Source organism: Pelomonas cellulosilytica, assembly GCF_021353265.1.
GTDB classification, from domain to species: domain Bacteria; phylum Pseudomonadota; class Gammaproteobacteria; order Burkholderiales; family Burkholderiaceae_C; genus Pelomonas; species Pelomonas cellulosilytica.
On the sequence record NZ_JAJTWU010000001.1, the window covers coordinates 241,277 to 257,249 of the forward strand.

General features: G+C 68.3%; 13 protein-coding genes. 2 read left to right on the forward strand and 11 right to left on the reverse strand.

What is annotated here, in order from left to right; translation table 11 throughout:
- The 5 genes from rocF to LXT13_RS01095 all read right to left on the reverse strand — a co-directional run bounded on the left by rocF (window position 1) and on the right by LXT13_RS01095 (window position 5,549).
- Window positions 1-918: an arginase gene (gene rocF / locus LXT13_RS01075; protein WP_233369750.1), complete on the reverse strand. Its 918-nt coding sequence runs from the start codon at window positions 916-918 to the stop codon at window positions 1-3.
- The gene (locus LXT13_RS01080) at window positions 918-1,793 is read right to left on the reverse strand and encodes an LOG family protein (RefSeq protein WP_233369751.1); all 876 of its coding nucleotides are present in this window, start codon (window positions 1,791-1,793) and stop codon (window positions 918-920) included. Before LXT13_RS01080 ends, rocF begins: the two co-directional genes overlap by 1 nt.
- 65 nt (window positions 1,794-1,858) lie before the next feature.
- Window positions 1,859-2,605 (reverse strand): HesA/MoeB/ThiF family protein, encoded by a 747-nt coding sequence (locus LXT13_RS01085; RefSeq protein ID WP_233369752.1) that lies wholly within the window; start codon window positions 2,603-2,605, stop codon window positions 1,859-1,861.
- Between the two features lie 104 nt (window positions 2,606-2,709).
- The gene (locus LXT13_RS01090; RefSeq protein ID WP_233369753.1) at window positions 2,710-4,164 is read right to left on the reverse strand and encodes a S41 family peptidase; all 1,455 of its coding nucleotides are present in this window, start codon (window positions 4,162-4,164) and stop codon (window positions 2,710-2,712) included.
- Window positions 4,165-4,343: 179 nt separating this feature from the next.
- Window positions 4,344-5,549 carry a metallophosphoesterase family protein gene (locus tag LXT13_RS01095; RefSeq protein ID WP_233369754.1) on the reverse strand — a complete coding sequence of 402 codons (1,206 nt, stop codon included), beginning with the start codon at window positions 5,547-5,549 and terminating at the stop codon, window positions 4,344-4,346.
- Between the two features lie 222 nt (window positions 5,550-5,771).
- On the opposite strand from LXT13_RS01095, the gene pelA reads away from it, so the two are divergent.
- Window positions 5,772-7,088 carry a pectate lyase gene (gene pelA / locus LXT13_RS01100; protein WP_233369755.1) on the forward strand — a complete coding sequence of 439 codons (1,317 nt, stop codon included), beginning with the start codon at window positions 5,772-5,774 and terminating at the stop codon, window positions 7,086-7,088.
- On the opposite strand, the gene LXT13_RS01105 is transcribed toward pelA, so the two are convergent.
- The 6 genes from LXT13_RS01105 to LXT13_RS01130 form a co-directional block, all read right to left on the reverse strand.
- Entirely contained in the window at window positions 7,072-8,436 is a 1,365-nt protein-coding gene (locus LXT13_RS01105; protein ID WP_233369756.1) for an MFS transporter, read from the reverse strand. The two genes, pelA and LXT13_RS01105, sit on opposite strands and share 17 nt — an antisense overlap.
- A 65-nt stretch (window positions 8,437-8,501) precedes the next feature.
- Window positions 8,502-9,941: an aldehyde dehydrogenase family protein gene (locus LXT13_RS01110; protein ID WP_233369757.1), complete on the reverse strand. Its 1,440-nt coding sequence runs from the start codon at window positions 9,939-9,941 to the stop codon at window positions 8,502-8,504.
- Between the two features lie 15 nt (window positions 9,942-9,956).
- A complete protein-coding gene (gudD, locus tag LXT13_RS01115) occupies window positions 9,957-11,285 on the reverse strand; it encodes a glucarate dehydratase (protein WP_233369758.1) in 1,329 nt (442 codons plus the stop codon).
- 72 nt (window positions 11,286-11,357) lie between these two features.
- Complete coding sequence (locus LXT13_RS01120) at window positions 11,358-12,320, reverse strand: Bug family tripartite tricarboxylate transporter substrate binding protein (protein WP_233369759.1); 963 nt, start codon at window positions 12,318-12,320, stop codon at window positions 11,358-11,360.
- Between the two features lie 55 nt (window positions 12,321-12,375).
- Window positions 12,376-13,287: a 5-dehydro-4-deoxyglucarate dehydratase gene (gene kdgD / locus LXT13_RS01125; protein WP_233369760.1), complete on the reverse strand. Its 912-nt coding sequence runs from the start codon at window positions 13,285-13,287 to the stop codon at window positions 12,376-12,378.
- A 111-nt stretch (window positions 13,288-13,398) separates the two neighbouring features.
- Window positions 13,399-14,124 carry a FadR/GntR family transcriptional regulator gene (locus tag LXT13_RS01130; RefSeq protein ID WP_233369761.1) on the reverse strand — a complete coding sequence of 242 codons (726 nt, stop codon included), beginning with the start codon at window positions 14,122-14,124 and terminating at the stop codon, window positions 13,399-13,401.
- 155 nt (window positions 14,125-14,279) lie between these two features.
- Between LXT13_RS01130 and garD the strand changes: the two genes are divergently transcribed.
- Window positions 14,280-15,830: a galactarate dehydratase gene (gene garD, locus LXT13_RS01135; RefSeq protein WP_233369762.1), complete on the forward strand. Its 1,551-nt coding sequence runs from the start codon at window positions 14,280-14,282 to the stop codon at window positions 15,828-15,830.
- Window positions 15,831-15,973 lie beyond the last annotated feature (143 nt).

Here is a 15,973-nt window from a genome sequence, read left to right on the forward strand (position 1 = left end):
TTACTTCCGCATCAGCGTCGACTTGCCGAACAGCGACTCGATGAGGTCCACCGCGACGAGAGCCGTCTGGTTGCGCACGTCCAGCGCCGGGTTCAGTTCCATGATGTCCAGCGACGCGAGCCGGCCGGTGTCGTGGATCATCTCCATGCACAAGTGAGCCTCGCGGTAGGTCGGGCCGCCGCCGACTGTCGTGCCCACGCCGGGCGCCATGACGGGGTCGAGGAAGTCGACGTCGAAGCTGACGTGCAGATGGGTGTTGTCGTCCAGCGTCGCGAGCGCCAGCTCCATCGTGTGGCGCATGCCCATCTCGTCGATGAAGCGCATGTCGAACACTTCGAGGTCGTGCTGGTGCACGAAGGCGCGCTCGCCCTCGTCGACGCTGCGGATGCCGATCTGGCGCACCCACTTCGTCTGGATGGCCGGCACGTGGCCGCCGATCTCGACGAGATCCTTCGGGCCGAAGCCGCACAGGCACGCGACGGGCATGCCGTGGATGTTGCCGCTGGGCGTGAGCTCACTGGTGTTGAAGTCGGTGTGCGCGTCCAGCCACAGCACGCGCAGCTTCTTGCCGACGTCGCGGCAGTGATGTGCCACGGCGGCGATGGAGCCCAGGCCCAGGCAATGATCGCCGCCAAGCAGCATGGGCATGCGACCGGTCTTCAGCTCGGCGTAGACGGCGTCGTGCACGATGCGGTTCCAGGCCACCACCTCGTCGTAGTGGCGATAGCCCTCGACGGGCGGCTTCCAGGGGTTGGCCGGGCCGACGAGGTTGCCGCGGTCGACGACATCGACGTCACGTCGGATCAGCGCCTCGGCCAGGCCCGCCACGCGCAGGGCCTCCGGGCCCATGCTGGCGCCGCGGGCGCCGGCGCCGACGTCGGTTGGCGCGCCGATCAGGGAGACGTTGCGGAGTTTCATCATGGGGCTGCCACGCTGGAGAGTTCGGGTTCGGCTTCGAGCAGGGCCCAGGCTTCCTCGGCCGTCTCGACGTAGTGGAAGAGCTTCTCGTCGCCGGGGCTGATCATGCCCGTTTCGAGCAGCAGTTCGATGTTGAGCAGCCTGCTCCAGAAGTCGCGTCCGAACAGCAGGATGGGGCGGCGGCGGCTCTTGCCGGTCTGGATCAGTGTCAGCGTCTCGAACAGTTCGTCCAACGTGCCGTAGCCGCCGGGGAAGCAGACGAGGGCCAGCGCGCGCATCAGGAAGTGCATCTTGCGCAGGCCGAAGTAGTGGAAGCGGAAGCACAGCTCCGGCGTGATGTAGGGGTTGGGGTACTGCTCGTGCGGCAGCACGATGTTCAGGCCCACGCTTTTGCCACCCACCTCGTAGGCGCCGCGGTTGCCGGCTTCCATGATGCCGGGGCCGCCGCCCGTGGCGATGACGACCGGCCGGCCGCGCTGCGCGCATTCACTCGTGGCGATCTGGGCGAAGCGGCGGGCCTCCTCGTAGTAGCGGCTCATGGCCAGCTTGCTGCGGGCGATGCGCAGTTGTGCCTCGTCGCCGCTGGCCTCGGCGGCGGCCACCAGCGCGTGGGCCGCGTCGGCCGACAGGATGCGCGCGCTGCCGAAGATGACGATGGTGGAGGTGACGCCCTGCTCGTTCTGCACGACCTCGGGCTTCAGTAGCTCCAGCTGCATGCGCACGGGGCGCATGTCCTGGCGCAGCAGGAAGCTTTCGTCCTTGAAGGCCAGTTCATAGGCGCTGCCCGGGCCGTCGTAGTCGGGATGGGGCTGGAGGGTGCGGCACTCCTCCTTGGCGGTCGGGAAGTTGCGCGTCGGGACGTCGGTCGGCTTCATCAGTTCAGCGGTCGTGGGCAGCAGAGCGGGGATTTTGTTCGTCGAATCGGTGCGGGCAGCGGACGTCATCCACCGCAGACTGTGCAATCGGGATCACGATGCACGGCGATCTCGCTCCATTGCATGCGCCGTCCGTCCAGCATCAGCAGCCGCCCGGCCAGCGGTTCGCCGATGCCGGCCAGCAGCTTCAGCGCCTCTGCCGCCTGCAGGCTGCCGACGATGCCCACCAGCGGCGCGAACACCCCCATCGTCGCGCAGGCCACGTCCTCGAAGCCGGAATCCGGCGGGAACAGGCAGGCGTAGCAGGGCTGCGTGCGCGCGCGGCTGTCGTAGAGGCTGATCTGCCCGTCGAAGCCGATGGCCGCGCCGGACACGAGCGGCTTGCCGTGGCGCACGCAGGCGGCGTTGACGAGGTGGCGGGTGGCGAAGTTGTCCGTGCAGTCGATGACGACGTCGGCGTGCGGCACCTCGGCTTCCAGCAACGGGGCGTCGGCCTTGCGGGCGAGCGCGCGGACCTGCACGCCCGGATTCAGCGCGGTCATGCGCGCCGCGGCAGACTCGACCTTGGGTCGCTCCAGGCTGTGCATGTCGTGCGCGATCTGGCGCTGCAGGTTGGTCAGCGATACGGTGTCGTGGTCCACCAGCGTGATGCGGCCGACGCCCGCCGAGGCGAGGTAGAGCGCCACGGGCGAGCCCAGGCCGCCGGCGCCGATGACGAGGGAACGGGCCTCGAGCAGCCGCTGCTGGCCCTCGATGCCGATCTCGTCGAGCAGCAGGTGGCGCGAATAGCGCAACAGGTCGTCGTCGGTCATGTCGGCAGGATAGCGCCGCAGCGCTAGGCACCCGTCACCAGCGCTCATCGCAAAAAAACGGGCCTCCGAAGAGGCCCGCGTGCAAGCTGGTGTGCTGTTTCGATTTATTCAGTCGTCTTGGCTTCCGCCTTGCGTTCCACGGCCTTGGCAGCCACTACCGGCTGGCCCTTGAGCTTGTTCAGCGCCTGGATCAGCGGGAAGTCTTCGGCCGAGCCGAACTCGGGCAGCGGCTTCACTTCCTCGGCGCGCTTAGCGGCCAGCGCAGCTTCGGCCTTGGCGCGGGCCTCGCGGGCCGCCGCACGGGCTTCTTCGCTCTCCTCGGGGCCGTTGGCCAGGTGCTTCTCCAGGTCGGCTTCGCGGGTGCGCAGCGCGGCGAAGACGCTGCCTTCGGGTGTCTCGTCCAGCGCGATGTCCGGCACGATGCCCTTGGCCTGGATGGAGCGGCCGCTCGGCGTGTAGTAGCGCGCCGTTGTGATCTTCAGCGCAGCGGAGCCGGGGCAGCTTTCCAGCGGGTAGTGGCCCGCTAGGCATTCGATGGTCTGCACCGAACCCTTGCCGAAGGTCTGCGCGCCCATGATGGTGGCGCGCTTGTGATCCTGCAGCGCGCCGGCCACGATCTCACTGGCCGAGGCCGAACCCTCGTTGACGAGCACGACCAGCGGCACACTCTTCAGAGCGGCCCGCAGCTTCTGCAGTGCGGCGGTGCCGGGCGTCGGCCGGAACTCGCCGGCTCGGATGCTTCCGTTGGACTGCGGCAGCTGGCCCTTGGTCGAGACGACTTCAACATCGTCCGGCAAGAAGGCCGACGAGATGGCCACGGCGCCGTCCAGGTAGCCACCCGGGTCGTAGCGCAGGTCCAGCACGAGGCCCTTGAGGTTGGGCTCCTGCTTGTAGATCTCTTCCAGCTTCTTGGCGAAGTCGTCGACCGTGCGCTCCTGGAACTGGCTCACGCGCAGCCAGGCGTAGCCGGGCTCCATGACCTTCGCACGCACGCTCTGCGTCTTGATCTCCTCGCGGGTGATCGTGACGGGGAACGAGCGGTTCTCGGATTTGCGGTAGATCGTCAGACTGACCTTGGTGTTCGGCTCGCCGCGCATCTTCTTGACGGCCTGGTCGATGGCCAGACCGCGCACGGCGGCGTCGTCGATGCGGCTGATCAGGTCGCCGCTCTTCAGGCCGGCACGGAAGGCGGGGGAGCCTTCGATGGGCGAGACGATCTTGACTAGGCCGTCTTCCATGCCGATCTCGATGCCCACGCCGACGAACTTGCCGGACGTGTTCTCGCGGAATTCCTTGAAATTCTGGTTGATCAGGAACTGGGAATGCGGATCGAGCCCGGACACCATGCCGGAGATCGCGTCGGTGATGAGCTTCTTCTCATCGACCGGCTCCACATAGTTCGACTTGACCATGCTGAACACCGCGGCGAGCTGCTGCATCTGTTCAAGCGGCAAGGGCGACAGGCTGCTGCGGGCATTGGCCTGGAGTTGCATCGTCGTCAGGGCGCCTGCCACGGCCCCGAGGGCGACCCAACCGGCAACTTTCAATTTGGAGCTCATCAGCGCGAGTCCTTTGCTCAACGTCATCCTGTCGAAACCGCTTGACAGGTGCCGTCAGTGTAGCCGGGGGGGCTTGACCACATGCCCGATTTACCCGACGGAAACCCTTCAATTCCATGGGGCAGTGACGGATTGCGCGGGCGTTACTGCTGCGTGTCAGACCCCTGGCTGTTGCGCCGTCAGCAGCGCAGCTTCTGACCCGTCAGCGAACAGCTGACCAGCGGCTGGCCGAGCGTGTCGAAGGCCTGCAGCTGCCAGCCCTGCGGCGTGGCCGTCAGCAGCGTCAGGCCGAATTCGGTACGGCTCTGGAAAGTCTCGACGCGCACGCCGGCCAGCGGCTCCGTGCGCAGCGCAGCAGCGGCATCCAGCCGGCCCGAGGCCGCGGAGCCGCCGTTGCCGAAGACTAGGCTCGCGGGCTGGTTGGTCGCAAAGCCCTGCAGCTGAAGGATGTGCAGATGCCCATGCAACGTGGCTTGCACGCCGGGCGGAAACAGGCGGCCGGGGAATGCGTCCTGCAGCAGCGGCGTGAGGCCCGAACGCAGCGTGCCGGGCTTGCCGGTCCCACTCGGGTTGAAGGCCAGGCTCGGGTGATGGCTGACGAACAGGCTCTGGGCGCGCTGGCCGGCCAGCGCCGCGACGCGGTCCAACTGGGCCCGCCAGCGCTGCCAGTCGGCGGAGCCGCGCTCGGGAGCGGCCGTGCCGAGCTGGGAGGAGTCGAAGACGATGAGCTGACTGCGTGGGGACAGCGGCACGGCAAACGGTTCGGTGAAGTCGCCGTCACTCGTACCGCCGGCGGCCGGGGGCGCGTCGCAATGGCGGGCCGGGCCCGGTTCCGCATCGAGGTAGCGCAACCACCCGTCGCCGGCGCGCGTGCAGGACTCGTGATTGCCGCGCACGAAGACCCAGGGGGCGGCGGCCAGCAGCGGCTGCGCGGGGCGGAAGAAGTCGGCCTGCCAGCCTTCGTCGCCGTAGCCCCAGGCGCTGCCGGCGCAGCTTGTCATGCCAGGCGGGCAGGGGCTTTCGCGGTAGTGGTAGTCACCCACGTGGACGACGAGGTCAGGATTGAGCGCCAGGGCGCGGGCCAGCACGCGAGCGAACGGCCAGCGTGCTGGGTCGTTGCAGCCCTGGAAGTCGCGGTCTGCCGCTTTCAGCCGGCAGCCGGTGTCACCGATAACGACGATGCGGCGCAACTCGATGGAGGGCGCTTGCAGCGTGATGGCGCCGACCTGCAGGCTCGTAGCACCCTGCGGCCAGGGTGCCTCGCAGACCCGCAACCTGAAGCCGCCCGGGCCTACAACGGCGTCGGGTGCGGCCCGCTCCTGCATTGCGGAGAGGTCGCCCCCCCAGCGCAGCGCTGGGCAGGCGTCGTCGGTCAACGCTCGCACGGCCCAGCCGCCCCCCGAGACGGCCTGCACCCAGGCTTGCCGGAGCCCGAGAGGTGCCGGCGGGGCTACGTGAGGCGGTGGGGTGGCACAACCTGCCAGGACCAGCAAGGCGGCAAGAGCCAGGAAACGCGCGCAACGGATCATGTGTCAATCAAGTGATGAGCGGCGAGAGGTTAGCGCCCTCGGAGACCGGTTGCGGCCGCTAGATTTGCTTCACTCGTCATGCCATCACTTTGCCCCATTCTTGTATTTCACCGTGTCGCCCTGCTCACCCTGGTGCTGGCCGAACCGGTTCTTGCCGCTCAGATCGGCACCATCCCGCCCGCCGAATCGCTGACGGCCTCGCGCATCGCGGCGCTGCCTGCCGCCGATCGCGCGCCGTGGGCGGCGTATCTGGCGCGTTCCGAGGCCCAGTGGGCCGCGGACCGTGAGGCACTGGCGGCTGAACGCCAGGGTCTGTCCACGCTGCCGCCAGCGCGCGCTGGCGGCCACAGTGAGGGCAGCATGCCGCTGGACAAGCCGGCGAACTGGTACGCCAGCGAAGGGGCGCTGGTCGTCGCGCGCAACATCCTCAGCTTCCAGACGCCCGCGGGGGGCTGGGGCAAGAACCAGCCGCGCAACGCGCCGCCGCGCGAACGGGGCCAGGCCTATGTGGCCGAAAACAACCTGAAGAAGCCGTCGCCGAACGACTATGACCTCCCGCAGGACTCGCAGTGGAGCTATGTCGGCACCGTCGACAACGACGCGACCATCACCGAGATCCGTTTCCTGGCTCGCGTGGCCAAGCAGTTCCCGGGCGCCGCCGGCGAGCCCTACCGCCAGGCCGCACAGCGCGGCGTCGTCTACTTGCTGGCCGCTCAGTTCCCCAACGGCGGCTGGCCGCAGGTGTGGCCGCTGCAGGGCGGCTATCACGACGCGGTCACGCTGAACGACAACGCCCTCGTCGAGGTGGCCGAGCTGATGGGCATGGTGTCGCGCGGCGAGGCGGAGCTGGGCTTCATGCCGGCCAACATGAAGACGGCAGCTGCTGCCGCGCAGGCGCGCTCCGTGCAGTTGCTGCTGGCAGCGCAGATCCGCATCAACGGCAAGCTCACGATGTGGGCCCAGCAGCATGACCCGCTGACGCTCGCCCCGTCGTCGGCCCGCAACTACGAGCCGCCGGCGCTGTGCAGCGGCGAAAGCGCCAACGCGCTGCGCTTCCTGATGAGCCTGCCCAACCCGTCGCCGGCCATCATCGAGGCGGTGAAGGGCGGCGTCGCCATGCTGAAGTCGCTGGCCGTGCGCGACGTGGGCTTCGTGAAGGTGGACGACGCGCGCCGGCTGGTGGCTCAGCCCGGGGCCGGGCCGCTGTGGGCGCGCTACTACGACCCGGTCACGCTCAGACCCGTTTTTGGCGATCGCGACAAGAGCCTGCACGACGACGTCAACGACCTCAGCGCCGAGCGCCGCAATGGCTACTCCTGGTGGGGCACCTGGCCGATGAAGACGGTGGCGGACTATGACGCCTGGGCGGCCCGCTGGGTCAAGCCTGCTTCCTGAGCTCGAAACGCTTGATGTCGCCGACGACGAACAGGTAGCAGCACACGGCCACCAGCGCGTTCGCGGCGACGAAGACGAGGGCCGCGTTGAAAGAACCCGTGCCCTTGATCAGGTAGCCGATAACGATGGGTGTCGTGATGCCGGCCGTGTTGCCGAAGGTATTGAACAGCGCGCCGGATAGCCCCGAGATCTCCCGCGGCGAGGTGTCGGACACGACCGCCCAGCCGAGCGCTCCCAGGCCCTTGCCGAAGAAGGCCAGCGACATGATGGCCACGACTACGGCAGCACTGTCGACGTAGTTGCACAGGATCATGCTCGTTGACAGCAGCATGCCGATGACGATCGGCGTTTTGCGCGCGACGGTCAAGCTCCTGCCTCGGCGCAGCAGGCCGTCGGAGATCAGCCCGCCCAGTACGCCGCCCGCAAAGCCGCAGATCGCCGGCAGCGCCGCGACGAAGCCGGCGTTCAGGATGCTCATGCCGCGCTCCTTGACGAGGTAGACGGGGAACCAAGTCAGGAAGAAATAGGTCAGCGTCGTGATGCAGTACTGGCCCACGTAGACGCCCATAAGCATGCGGTTCCCCAGCAGCTGCTTGATGTAGCCCAACTTCGGGCTGTTGGGCGCGAAGCTGCGGCTCTGCGTGCCGGGCTGGTCCATGTTGACGAGTGCGCCGCCGGCGGCGATGTAGTCCAGTTCGGCCTGGTTGACGCCCGGGTGGGTGCGCGGCGTGTAGACCGCCTTGAGCCACACCGCGGCAAGCGCGACGCCGAGCACTCCCATGACGACGAAGACGGCTGGCCAGCCATAGCTGTGCGTGATCCAGCCCATCAGCGGCGCGAACAGTACCGTTGCGAAGTACTGTGCCGAGTTGAAGATGGCCGACGCCGTGCCGCGCTCGGCTGCAGGGAACCATGCCGCCACGATGCGACCGTTGGCGGGGAAGGACGGCGCCTCGGCCGCACCGACTAGGAAACGTAGCGCGAACAGCACAACGACTGCCGTGCCTGCGCTGGCCGTCAGGAACGTGATGCCACCCTGCAACAGCGTGAAGAGCGACCACAGCAGGATGCTACCCGCGTAGACGCTCTTGGAGCCGAAGCGGTCCAGCAGCCAGCCACCCGGCAGCTGCGCGATGACGTAGGACCAGCCGAATGCCGAGAAGATGTAGCCCATCGTCACGGCGTCGATGCCCAGCTCCTTGGACAGCGCTGGGCCGGCGATGGACAGCGTCGCGCGGTCGGCGTAGTTGAGCGTCGTCACGATGAACAGCATCGCCAGGATGGCGAAGCGCTTCTTCGTGCGGGTGGCACTGGTCGTGGCAGCCAGCGGTGCAGCGGTGGTGGTCATCGGGCGTCTCCGGGCAATGCAGCGGCCCCACCTTCTGCCGGGTGGTTGTGCCGAAAGAGTGGGGATCAGGCTTGGGTGTAGGCCGTCTTCACCGTCGTGTAGAACTCGGCGGCGTAGCGGCCCTGCTCGCGCGGGCCGTAGCTGGAACCCTTGCGGCCGCCGAACGGCACGTGATAGTCCACGCCCGCCGTCGGCAGGTTGACCATGACCATGCCGGCCTGCGAGTGACGCTTGAAGTGCGTGGCGTGCTTCAGCGACGTCGTCGCGATGCCGGCGGCCAGGCCGAACGGCGTGTCGTTGCTGAGCGCCAGTGCGTGCTCGTAGTCGCGTGCGCGGATGACGCTGACGACCGGGCCGAAGACTTCCTCGCGGTTGATGCGCATTTCGGCCGTCGTGTCGGTGATGAGGGCCGGCGTCAGGTAGAAGCCCGGCGCGCCGGTGGCGTTCGTCTCGATGCGTTCGCCGCCGTGGGCCAGCGTGCCGCCATCGGCCTTGGCAATGCCGATGTAGTCGGTGTCCTGGCGCAGCTGGCTGGCGTCGACGACGGGGCCGATGTCGGTGCCGGCCTTGCGGGCGTCGTCGACTTTCAGCGTCTTCATCTTCTCGACCATCGCGGCGATGAAGCGGTCGTGGATGCCGTCGGTGACGATGAGGCGACTGGAAGCCGTGCAACGCTGGCCGGTGGAGAAGAAACCGCTGTTGACGGCCGCATTCACCGCGATGCCCAGGTCGGCATCGTCCAGCACGATCATCGGGTTCTTGCCGCCCATCTCGAGCTGGAACTTTGCCATCCGCGCCACCGCGGCGGCGGCGACCTTCTGGCCCGTGGCGACCGAGCCGGTGAAGCTGATGGCCGCCACGCGCGGATCGTTCAGCAGCTTCTCGCCGACGACCGAGCCGCGGCCCATGACGAGGTTGAACACGCCGGCCGGCAGGCCCGCCCGAGACAGGATCTCGGCCAGCGCCCAGGCCGATCCGGGCACGAGGTCGGCCGGCTTGAAGACGACGCAGTTGCCCCAGGCCAGCGCCGGCGCGATCTTCCAGGCGGGGATGGCGATGGGGAAGTTCCACGGCGTGATCAAGCCGACGACGCCGACGGCCTCGCGCGTGATCTCGACACCGACGCCGGGGCGCACGGATGGCATGGTCTCGCCACCGGGGCGCAGCGCCTCGCCAGCGAAGAACTTGAAGATGTTGCCGGCGCGGGCGACTTCGCCGATGGCCTCGGGCAGCGTCTTGCCTTCCTCGCGGGCCAGCAGATCGCCCAGCTCCGCGCGGCGGGCCAGGATCTCGGTGCCGACGGCGTCGAGGATGTCGAAGCGCTGCTGCGGCGTGGACAGGCTCCACGCCGGGAAGGCGGCCGTCGCGGCGGCGATGGCCAGGTCGGCCTGGGCGGCGTCGGCCTGGGCGTATTCGCCGATCAGGTCGCGCGTGTCGGACGGGTTGATGTTGCGCGAGACGGACGCGCCGTCCAGCCATTCGCCGTTGATGAGGTTCTTGAACATGGGTACTGCTTTCGGTTAACGGTCCAGGGCCGGGCGCTTCGGATTGAAGGCCCAGCCGGGGATCAGGTATTGCATTGCGATCGCGTCGTCACGCGCGCCGAGGCCGTGCTGCTGGTAGAGCTGATGGGCCTTCTCGACCTCGGCCATGTCCAGGTCCACGCCCAGGCCCGGCTTCTTCGGCACCTGTACGTGGCCGCCGACGATCTGCAGCGGGTCTTTCGTCAGGCGCTGGCCGTCCTGCCAGATCCAGTGCGTGTCGATGGCCGTGACCTTGCCGGGCGCGGCGGCGCCGACGTGCGTGAACATCGCCAGCGACACGTCGAAGTGGTTGTTTGAGTGGCTGCCCCAGGTCAGCCCCCAGTCCCGGCAGGTCTGCGCGACGCGCACCGAGCCGGCCATAGTCCAGAAGTGCGGGTCGGCCAGCGGGATGTCCACGCTCTGCAGCGACAACGCATGCGTGAGCTGGCGCCAGTCGGTCGCGACCATGTTGGTGGCCGTGGGCAGTCCGGTCGCGCGGCGGAACTCGGCCATTACCTCGCGGCCCGAGAAACCGTCCTCGGCGCCGCATGGGTCTTCGGCGTAGGCCACGATGCCGCGCATCTGCTGGCCCAGCCGGATGGCGTCCTTCAGCAGCCATCCGCCGTTGGGATCCAGCGTCACGCGGGCCTCGGGGAAGCGTTCGTGGAGCGCGCGCACGGCCTCCAGCTCCTCGTCGCCGCGCAGCACGCCGCCCTTGAGCTTGAAGTCGTTGAAGCCATAGCGCTCGCGGGCGGCCTCGGCAAGCTTCACGATGGCCTCGGGCGTCATGGCTGCCTCGTGACGCAGGCGGAACCAGGCGTTGTCCGCGCCGGGGGCGCTGTCGTAGGGGAGGTCGGTCTTATTGCGGTCGGCGATGTAGAACAGATAGCCCAGCATCTCGACCGACTCGCGTTGCTGGCCCTCGCCCAGCAGCGCGGCGACCGGCAGGCCCAGGAACTGGCCCAGCAGGTCCAGCATCGCCGACTCGATGGCCGTGACGGCGTGGATGGTCGTGCGCAGGTCGAAGGTCTGCAGGCCGCGGCCGCCGGCGTCGCGGTCGGCGAAGACTTGCTGCACGCGGCGCAGCAGGCCCTGGTGCGAACCTACCGGCTGGCCGACGACGAGCGGACGCGCGTCTTCCAGCGTCTGGCGGATCTTCTCGCCGCCCGGTACCTCGCCGACGCCGGTGTTGCCGGCGCTGTCGGTCAGGATCAGCAGGTTGCGCGTGAAGAAGGGCGCGTGCGCGCCACTGAGGTTGAGCAGCATGCTGTCGCGCCCGGCGACGGGAATGACACGCAGCGTTTGGATGACAGGGGTGGAACTCATGATTTCGAGGGCGTGGTGCGTTGCCGGCGTCACCGCGGGCCGGGGCGGCGGCGAAGCCGGTGGTGGGCGGGGCTAGTCGGCAGTGATCTTGCGGTCGGTGATGACCTGCTTCCAGCGCGCGAACTCGGCGGCCTGGAAGGCGGTGAACTGGTCGGGCGAGTTGGCGACGATCTCGAAGCCCTGTTCGATGAGCTTGGGCTTCACGTCGGGCGCATTCAACGCGGCGACGATGCCGGCGTGCAGCCTGATCTTGACATCGGCCGGCAGCCCCTTCGGTGCCGCCACGGCCTGCCAGGAGTAGACCTGCACGCCCTTGATGCCCAGCTCGTCCATCGTTGGCACGTCGGCCAGCACCGGCGAGCGTCTGGTGCTGGTGATGGCCAGCGCCCGCAGCTTGCCGGCCTTCACCTGGGGCAGCGCGGTGTTGATGTTCATGAAGCTGGATTCGACCTGGTTGCCGAGCAGGTCGGTCATGACCGGGCCGCCGCCCTTGTACGGGATGTGCAGGCCCGACGTGCCCGTCTGCTGCCAGAACAGCTCGGCGGTGATGTGGTCGCTGGAGCCGTTGCCGGAGGACGCGAAGCTCATCTTGCCGGGGTTGGCCTTCAGGTAGGTCAGCACGTCAGCCATGCTCTTCAGCGGCGAGGCGGCCGGCACGACGAGCACGTTGGGCGCCTGCACGGCCACGCTGATGTAGTCCAGGTCCCGGGTCGGGTCGTAGCCGACGTTCTTCAGCAGGTGGGGGCCGATGACCAGCGGACCGAGAGACGTGACGAGCAGCGTGAAGCCGTCCGGCGCGGCGCGCTTGACCATCGCCGTGCCGATGGTGCCGCCGGCGCCGCCGCGGTTGTCCACGATGAAGCTGCCGCCGAGTTTCTCCTGAAGCTTGCTGCCCAGCACGCGAGCGATGGCGTCGCTGGAGCCGCCGGGCGGGAAGGGCACGAGGAGCGTTACCGGCTTCGTGGGCCAGGCCTGCGCCAGTGCCGGGCCCGCGGTGGCGAGGCTCAGCAGCAGGAGGGACAGCAGTCGCTTCATCGTGTGTCTCCTTGTGGATGTCGGGGGCGGCGGCCGCGGGCGGCCGTCGGCGCGCTTACTGCGGCCCGAGCTTGGCGATCAGCGCGCTGAGCTGGTCGACCTCGGCGGCATGCAGGTCCGACAGCGGCGGGCGCACCGGGCCCGCGCTATGGCCCACGAGCGTCGCGCCAGCCTTCACGATGGACACGGCGTAGCCCTCGGCCTTGTTGCGGATGGCGATGTAGGGCAGGAAGAAGTCGCGGATCAGGCGGTCGGTCGTCGCCGTGTCGTTGGCGGCGTGGGCGTTGTAGAACTCCATCGCCGTCTTGGGGATGAAGTTGAAGACGGCGGACGAATAGACCGGGCAGCCCATGGCCTTGTAGGCGCCGGCGAAGACCTCGGCCGTGGGCAGTCCGCCCAGGTAGGCGAAGCGCTCGCCCAGCGTCTGGCGGATGGCGACGAACTTTTCGATATCGCCCAGGCCGTCCTTAAAGCCGATCAGGTTGGGGCAGCGGTCGGCCAGCACCTGCAGCGAAGCCGGCGTCAGCTTGCAGGCGCCGCGGTTGTAGACGACGACACCGAACTTGACGCTCTTGCAGACGGCCTCGACGTGATTGATGAGGCCTTCCTGGCTGGCTTCGGTGAGGTAGTGCGGCAGCAGCAGGATGCCCTGCGCGCCCAGGCGCTCGGCTTCCTGCGCGTACTGGATGGCGACGCGCGTGCCACCGCCGGCGCCGGCCAGGATGGGCGTACGGCCGCGGCAAGTGTCCAGCGCGACCTTGATGACGTCGCTGTACTCGCCCGGCTCCAGCGAGAAGAACTCACCCGTGCCACCGGCCGCAAACAGCGCCGACGCGCCGTAGGGCTGCAGCCACTCCAGGCGGGCGGCGTAGCCCTTGGCGTCGAAATTCAGCTGGGCGTCGAAGTCGGTCAGCGGGAAGGACAGCAGGCCCGATTCGAGGACGGCTTTGAGTTCTTGAGGGGACATGGACAGGTCTCCGGGCGTGGAATTGAAAGGGCGGTCAGAGGTGCGTCAGCGCCTAAGTTGTAGGTCATCGTACAACTAAGCCTTCAATAGCGAAGACTAGGGATAACCCTATCAGACCGGCTCCGCCTGTGCGCGGCGCCGGCGTTCGCGGCTGTTGCTCAGGTGAGTGCGCATGGCCGCGCGGGCCGATTCGGCGTCCTGGCTCGTGATCGCATCGAGGATGCTCTCGTGCTCGGCGTTCACGCGGCGCATATACGCCAGCCGCTCGGCGCTCATGTCCGTGCTGGCCTCCAGCCGTGCGCGCGGGATGATCTGCGCACCCAGCGTGGCCATCAGGTCGGTGAAATGGCTGTTCTGCGTCGCTCGGGCGATCTCCAGGTGGAACTGGAAGTCGGCGGCGACGGAATCCTGCCCGGCCTCGACGGCGGCGATGACGGCGTCCAGCGCGCGGCGCAGCACGGCCAGGTTTGCGTCTGTGCGACGCTGGGCGGCCAGCCCGGCGGCCTCGGTCTCCAGGCCGATGCGCAGTTCCAGCACCGCGATGACGTCCTGCAGCGTGCTGAACTGCTCCGGCGCGATCTTGAACGACGGGCCGTCGCCAGGCCCCAGCACGAAGGTGCCGATGCCGTGGCGTGTCTCGACCAGGCCGGCCGCCTGCAGCTTGGAGATCGCCTCGCGTACGACGGTGCGGCTGACCTCGAACTCGCCCATGATGGCGGCCTCGGTGGGCAGCTTGTCCCCGGCTTGCAGCTGGCCGGCGCGGATGCGGTCTCCGAGCGACTCGACCAGTTCAAGTGCCAGCGTGCGCGGCCGGCGGCGGGTGACAGGAGCGTGCATTCGCGGGTTTTCCCGAGGTTTTAACGTGATGTTGGGATCTACAGTGACATAAGTTGTACGACAACTAGACGACGTACAACATAATCAGCCGAACTTTAGCCACTCCGCCACCGGATATGAATGCCGTTTCCTCCCGCCCCCCGCTGACCATCCGTATGCGTGACGAGGACAACGTCGCCATCGTCGCCAACGACGGCGGACTGCCCGAGGGCACCGTGTTGCCGGCCGGCGTGCCCGGCGCCGGCCTGGTGCTGCGGGACAAGGTCCCGCAGGGCCACAAGGTGGCGCTGACGGACCTTGCCCAAGGCGATGTCGTGCTGCGCTACGGCGTGCCCATCGGCTACGCGCTCAAGGCCATTCCGGCCGGTAGCTGGGTGCACGAGCGGCTGCTGCAGATGCCGTCGGCCCGCGCGCTGGACGGCCTGCCCATTGCGACGGTGAAGCCGCCTGTGCATGAGCCGCTGACGGGCTACACCTTCGAGGGCTACCGCAACGCCGACGGCTCGGTGGGCACGCGCAACATCCTGGCCATCACAACGACCGTGCAGTGCGTCGCCGGCGTCGTCGCGCAGGCTGTCGCGCGCATCAAGGCCGAGCTGCTGCCGCTGTACCCCAACGTGGACGACGTCATCGGCCTGGAGCACAGCTACGGCTGCGGCGTCGCTATCGATGCACCGGACGCCGTCATCCCCATCCGCACACTGAAGCACATCTCGCTGAACCCCAACTTCGGCGGCGAAGTGATGGTGGTCAGCCTGGGCTGCGAGAAGCTGCAGCCCAATCGCCTGCTGCCTCCGGGTTCCTTCCCCATCGTCGACGAGCGCGGCGCCGACGCCGGCCCCGAGACGGTCTGCCTGCAGGACGATGCGCACGTGGGCTTCATGTCCATGCTGGACGACATCCTGCAGACCGCCAGGCCGCATCTCGAACGCCTGAACACCCGCCGCCGCGAGACCGTGCCGGCCAGCGAGTTGGTCGTCGGCGTGCAGTGCGGCGGCAGCGACGCCTTCTCCGGCGTGACGGCCAACCCTGCCGTTGGCTTCTGCGCGGACCTGCTGGTGCGCGCCGGCGCCACCGTCATGTTCAGCGAGAACACCGAGGTGCGCGACGCCGTCGAGCAGCTGACCAGCCGCGCCGCTACGCCCGAAGTGGCCGAGGGCATCATCCGCGAGCTGGGCTGGTACGACCGCTACCTCGACCGCGGCCGCGTCGACCGCGCCGCCAACACGACGCCCGGCAACAAGGCCGGCGGCCTGTCCAACATCGCCGAGAAGGCGATGGGCTCCATCATCAAGAGCGGCAGCTCGGCCATCGCCCATGTGCTGTCGCCCGGCGACAAGCTGCGGCGTGACCAGCGCGGCCTCGTCTACGCCGCGACGCCGGCTAGTGACTTCATCTGCGGCACGCTGCAGCTGGCGGCCGGCATGAACCTGCACATCTTCACCACCGGTCGCGGCACGCCCTACGGCCTGGCCGAATGCCCGGTCGTGAAGGTTGCCACGCGCACGGACCTGGCCCGTCGCTGGCACGACCTGATGGACATCAACGCCGGCACCATCGCCGACGGCCAGTCCACTATCGAGGAAACCGGCTGGGCGATGTTCCGCCTGCTGCTCGATGTGGCCTCGGGTCGCAAGAAGACCTGGGCCGAGCACTGGAAGCTGCATAACGCGCTGGTGCTGTTCAACCCGGCGCCGGTGACCTGACGCCGCCACGCGCGTGCAGGTCGGTCGTGCCGGCCGGCAGGCACGTGTGATACTGGCCCGAGGCATCCGGATCGGGTGCGCTCTTGTGCGGGCCGACGATGAACGACAACGTTGAGGGAAGCCGGGCCGCCATGTCGGATCTG

Excerpts from the sequence above, each read along its gene's own strand:
- LXT13_RS01110 (WP_233369757.1), bottom strand. The coding sequence starts at position 9,941 with ATGTTCAAGAACCTCATCAACGGCGAATGGCTGGACGGCGCGTCCGTC.
- LXT13_RS01085 (WP_233369752.1), bottom strand. The coding sequence starts at position 2,605 with ATGACCGACGACGACCTGTTGCGCTATTCGCGCCACCTGCTGCTCGAC.
- garD (WP_233369762.1), top strand. The coding sequence starts at position 14,280 with ATGCGTGACGAGGACAACGTCGCCATCGTCGCCAACGACGGCGGACTG.
- LXT13_RS01120 (WP_233369759.1), bottom strand. The coding sequence starts at position 12,320 with ATGAAGCGACTGCTGTCCCTCCTGCTGCTGAGCCTCGCCACCGCGGGC.
- LXT13_RS01105 (WP_233369756.1), bottom strand. The coding sequence starts at position 8,436 with ATGACCACCACCGCTGCACCGCTGGCTGCCACGACCAGTGCCACCCGC.
- LXT13_RS01090 (WP_233369753.1), bottom strand. The coding sequence starts at position 4,164 with ATGAGCTCCAAATTGAAAGTTGCCGGTTGGGTCGCCCTCGGGGCCGTG.
- LXT13_RS01080 (WP_233369751.1), bottom strand. The coding sequence starts at position 1,793 with ATGAAGCCGACCGACGTCCCGACGCGCAACTTCCCGACCGCCAAGGAG.
- gudD (WP_233369758.1), bottom strand. The coding sequence starts at position 11,285 with ATGAGTTCCACCCCTGTCATCCAAACGCTGCGTGTCATTCCCGTCGCC.
- kdgD (WP_233369760.1), bottom strand. The coding sequence starts at position 13,287 with ATGTCCCCTCAAGAACTCAAAGCCGTCCTCGAATCGGGCCTGCTGTCC.
- LXT13_RS01130 (WP_233369761.1), bottom strand. The coding sequence starts at position 14,124 with ATGCACGCTCCTGTCACCCGCCGCCGGCCGCGCACGCTGGCACTTGAA.
- rocF (WP_233369750.1), bottom strand. The coding sequence starts at position 918 with ATGAAACTCCGCAACGTCTCCCTGATCGGCGCGCCAACCGACGTCGGC.
- pelA (WP_233369755.1), top strand. The coding sequence starts at position 5,772 with ATGCCATCACTTTGCCCCATTCTTGTATTTCACCGTGTCGCCCTGCTC.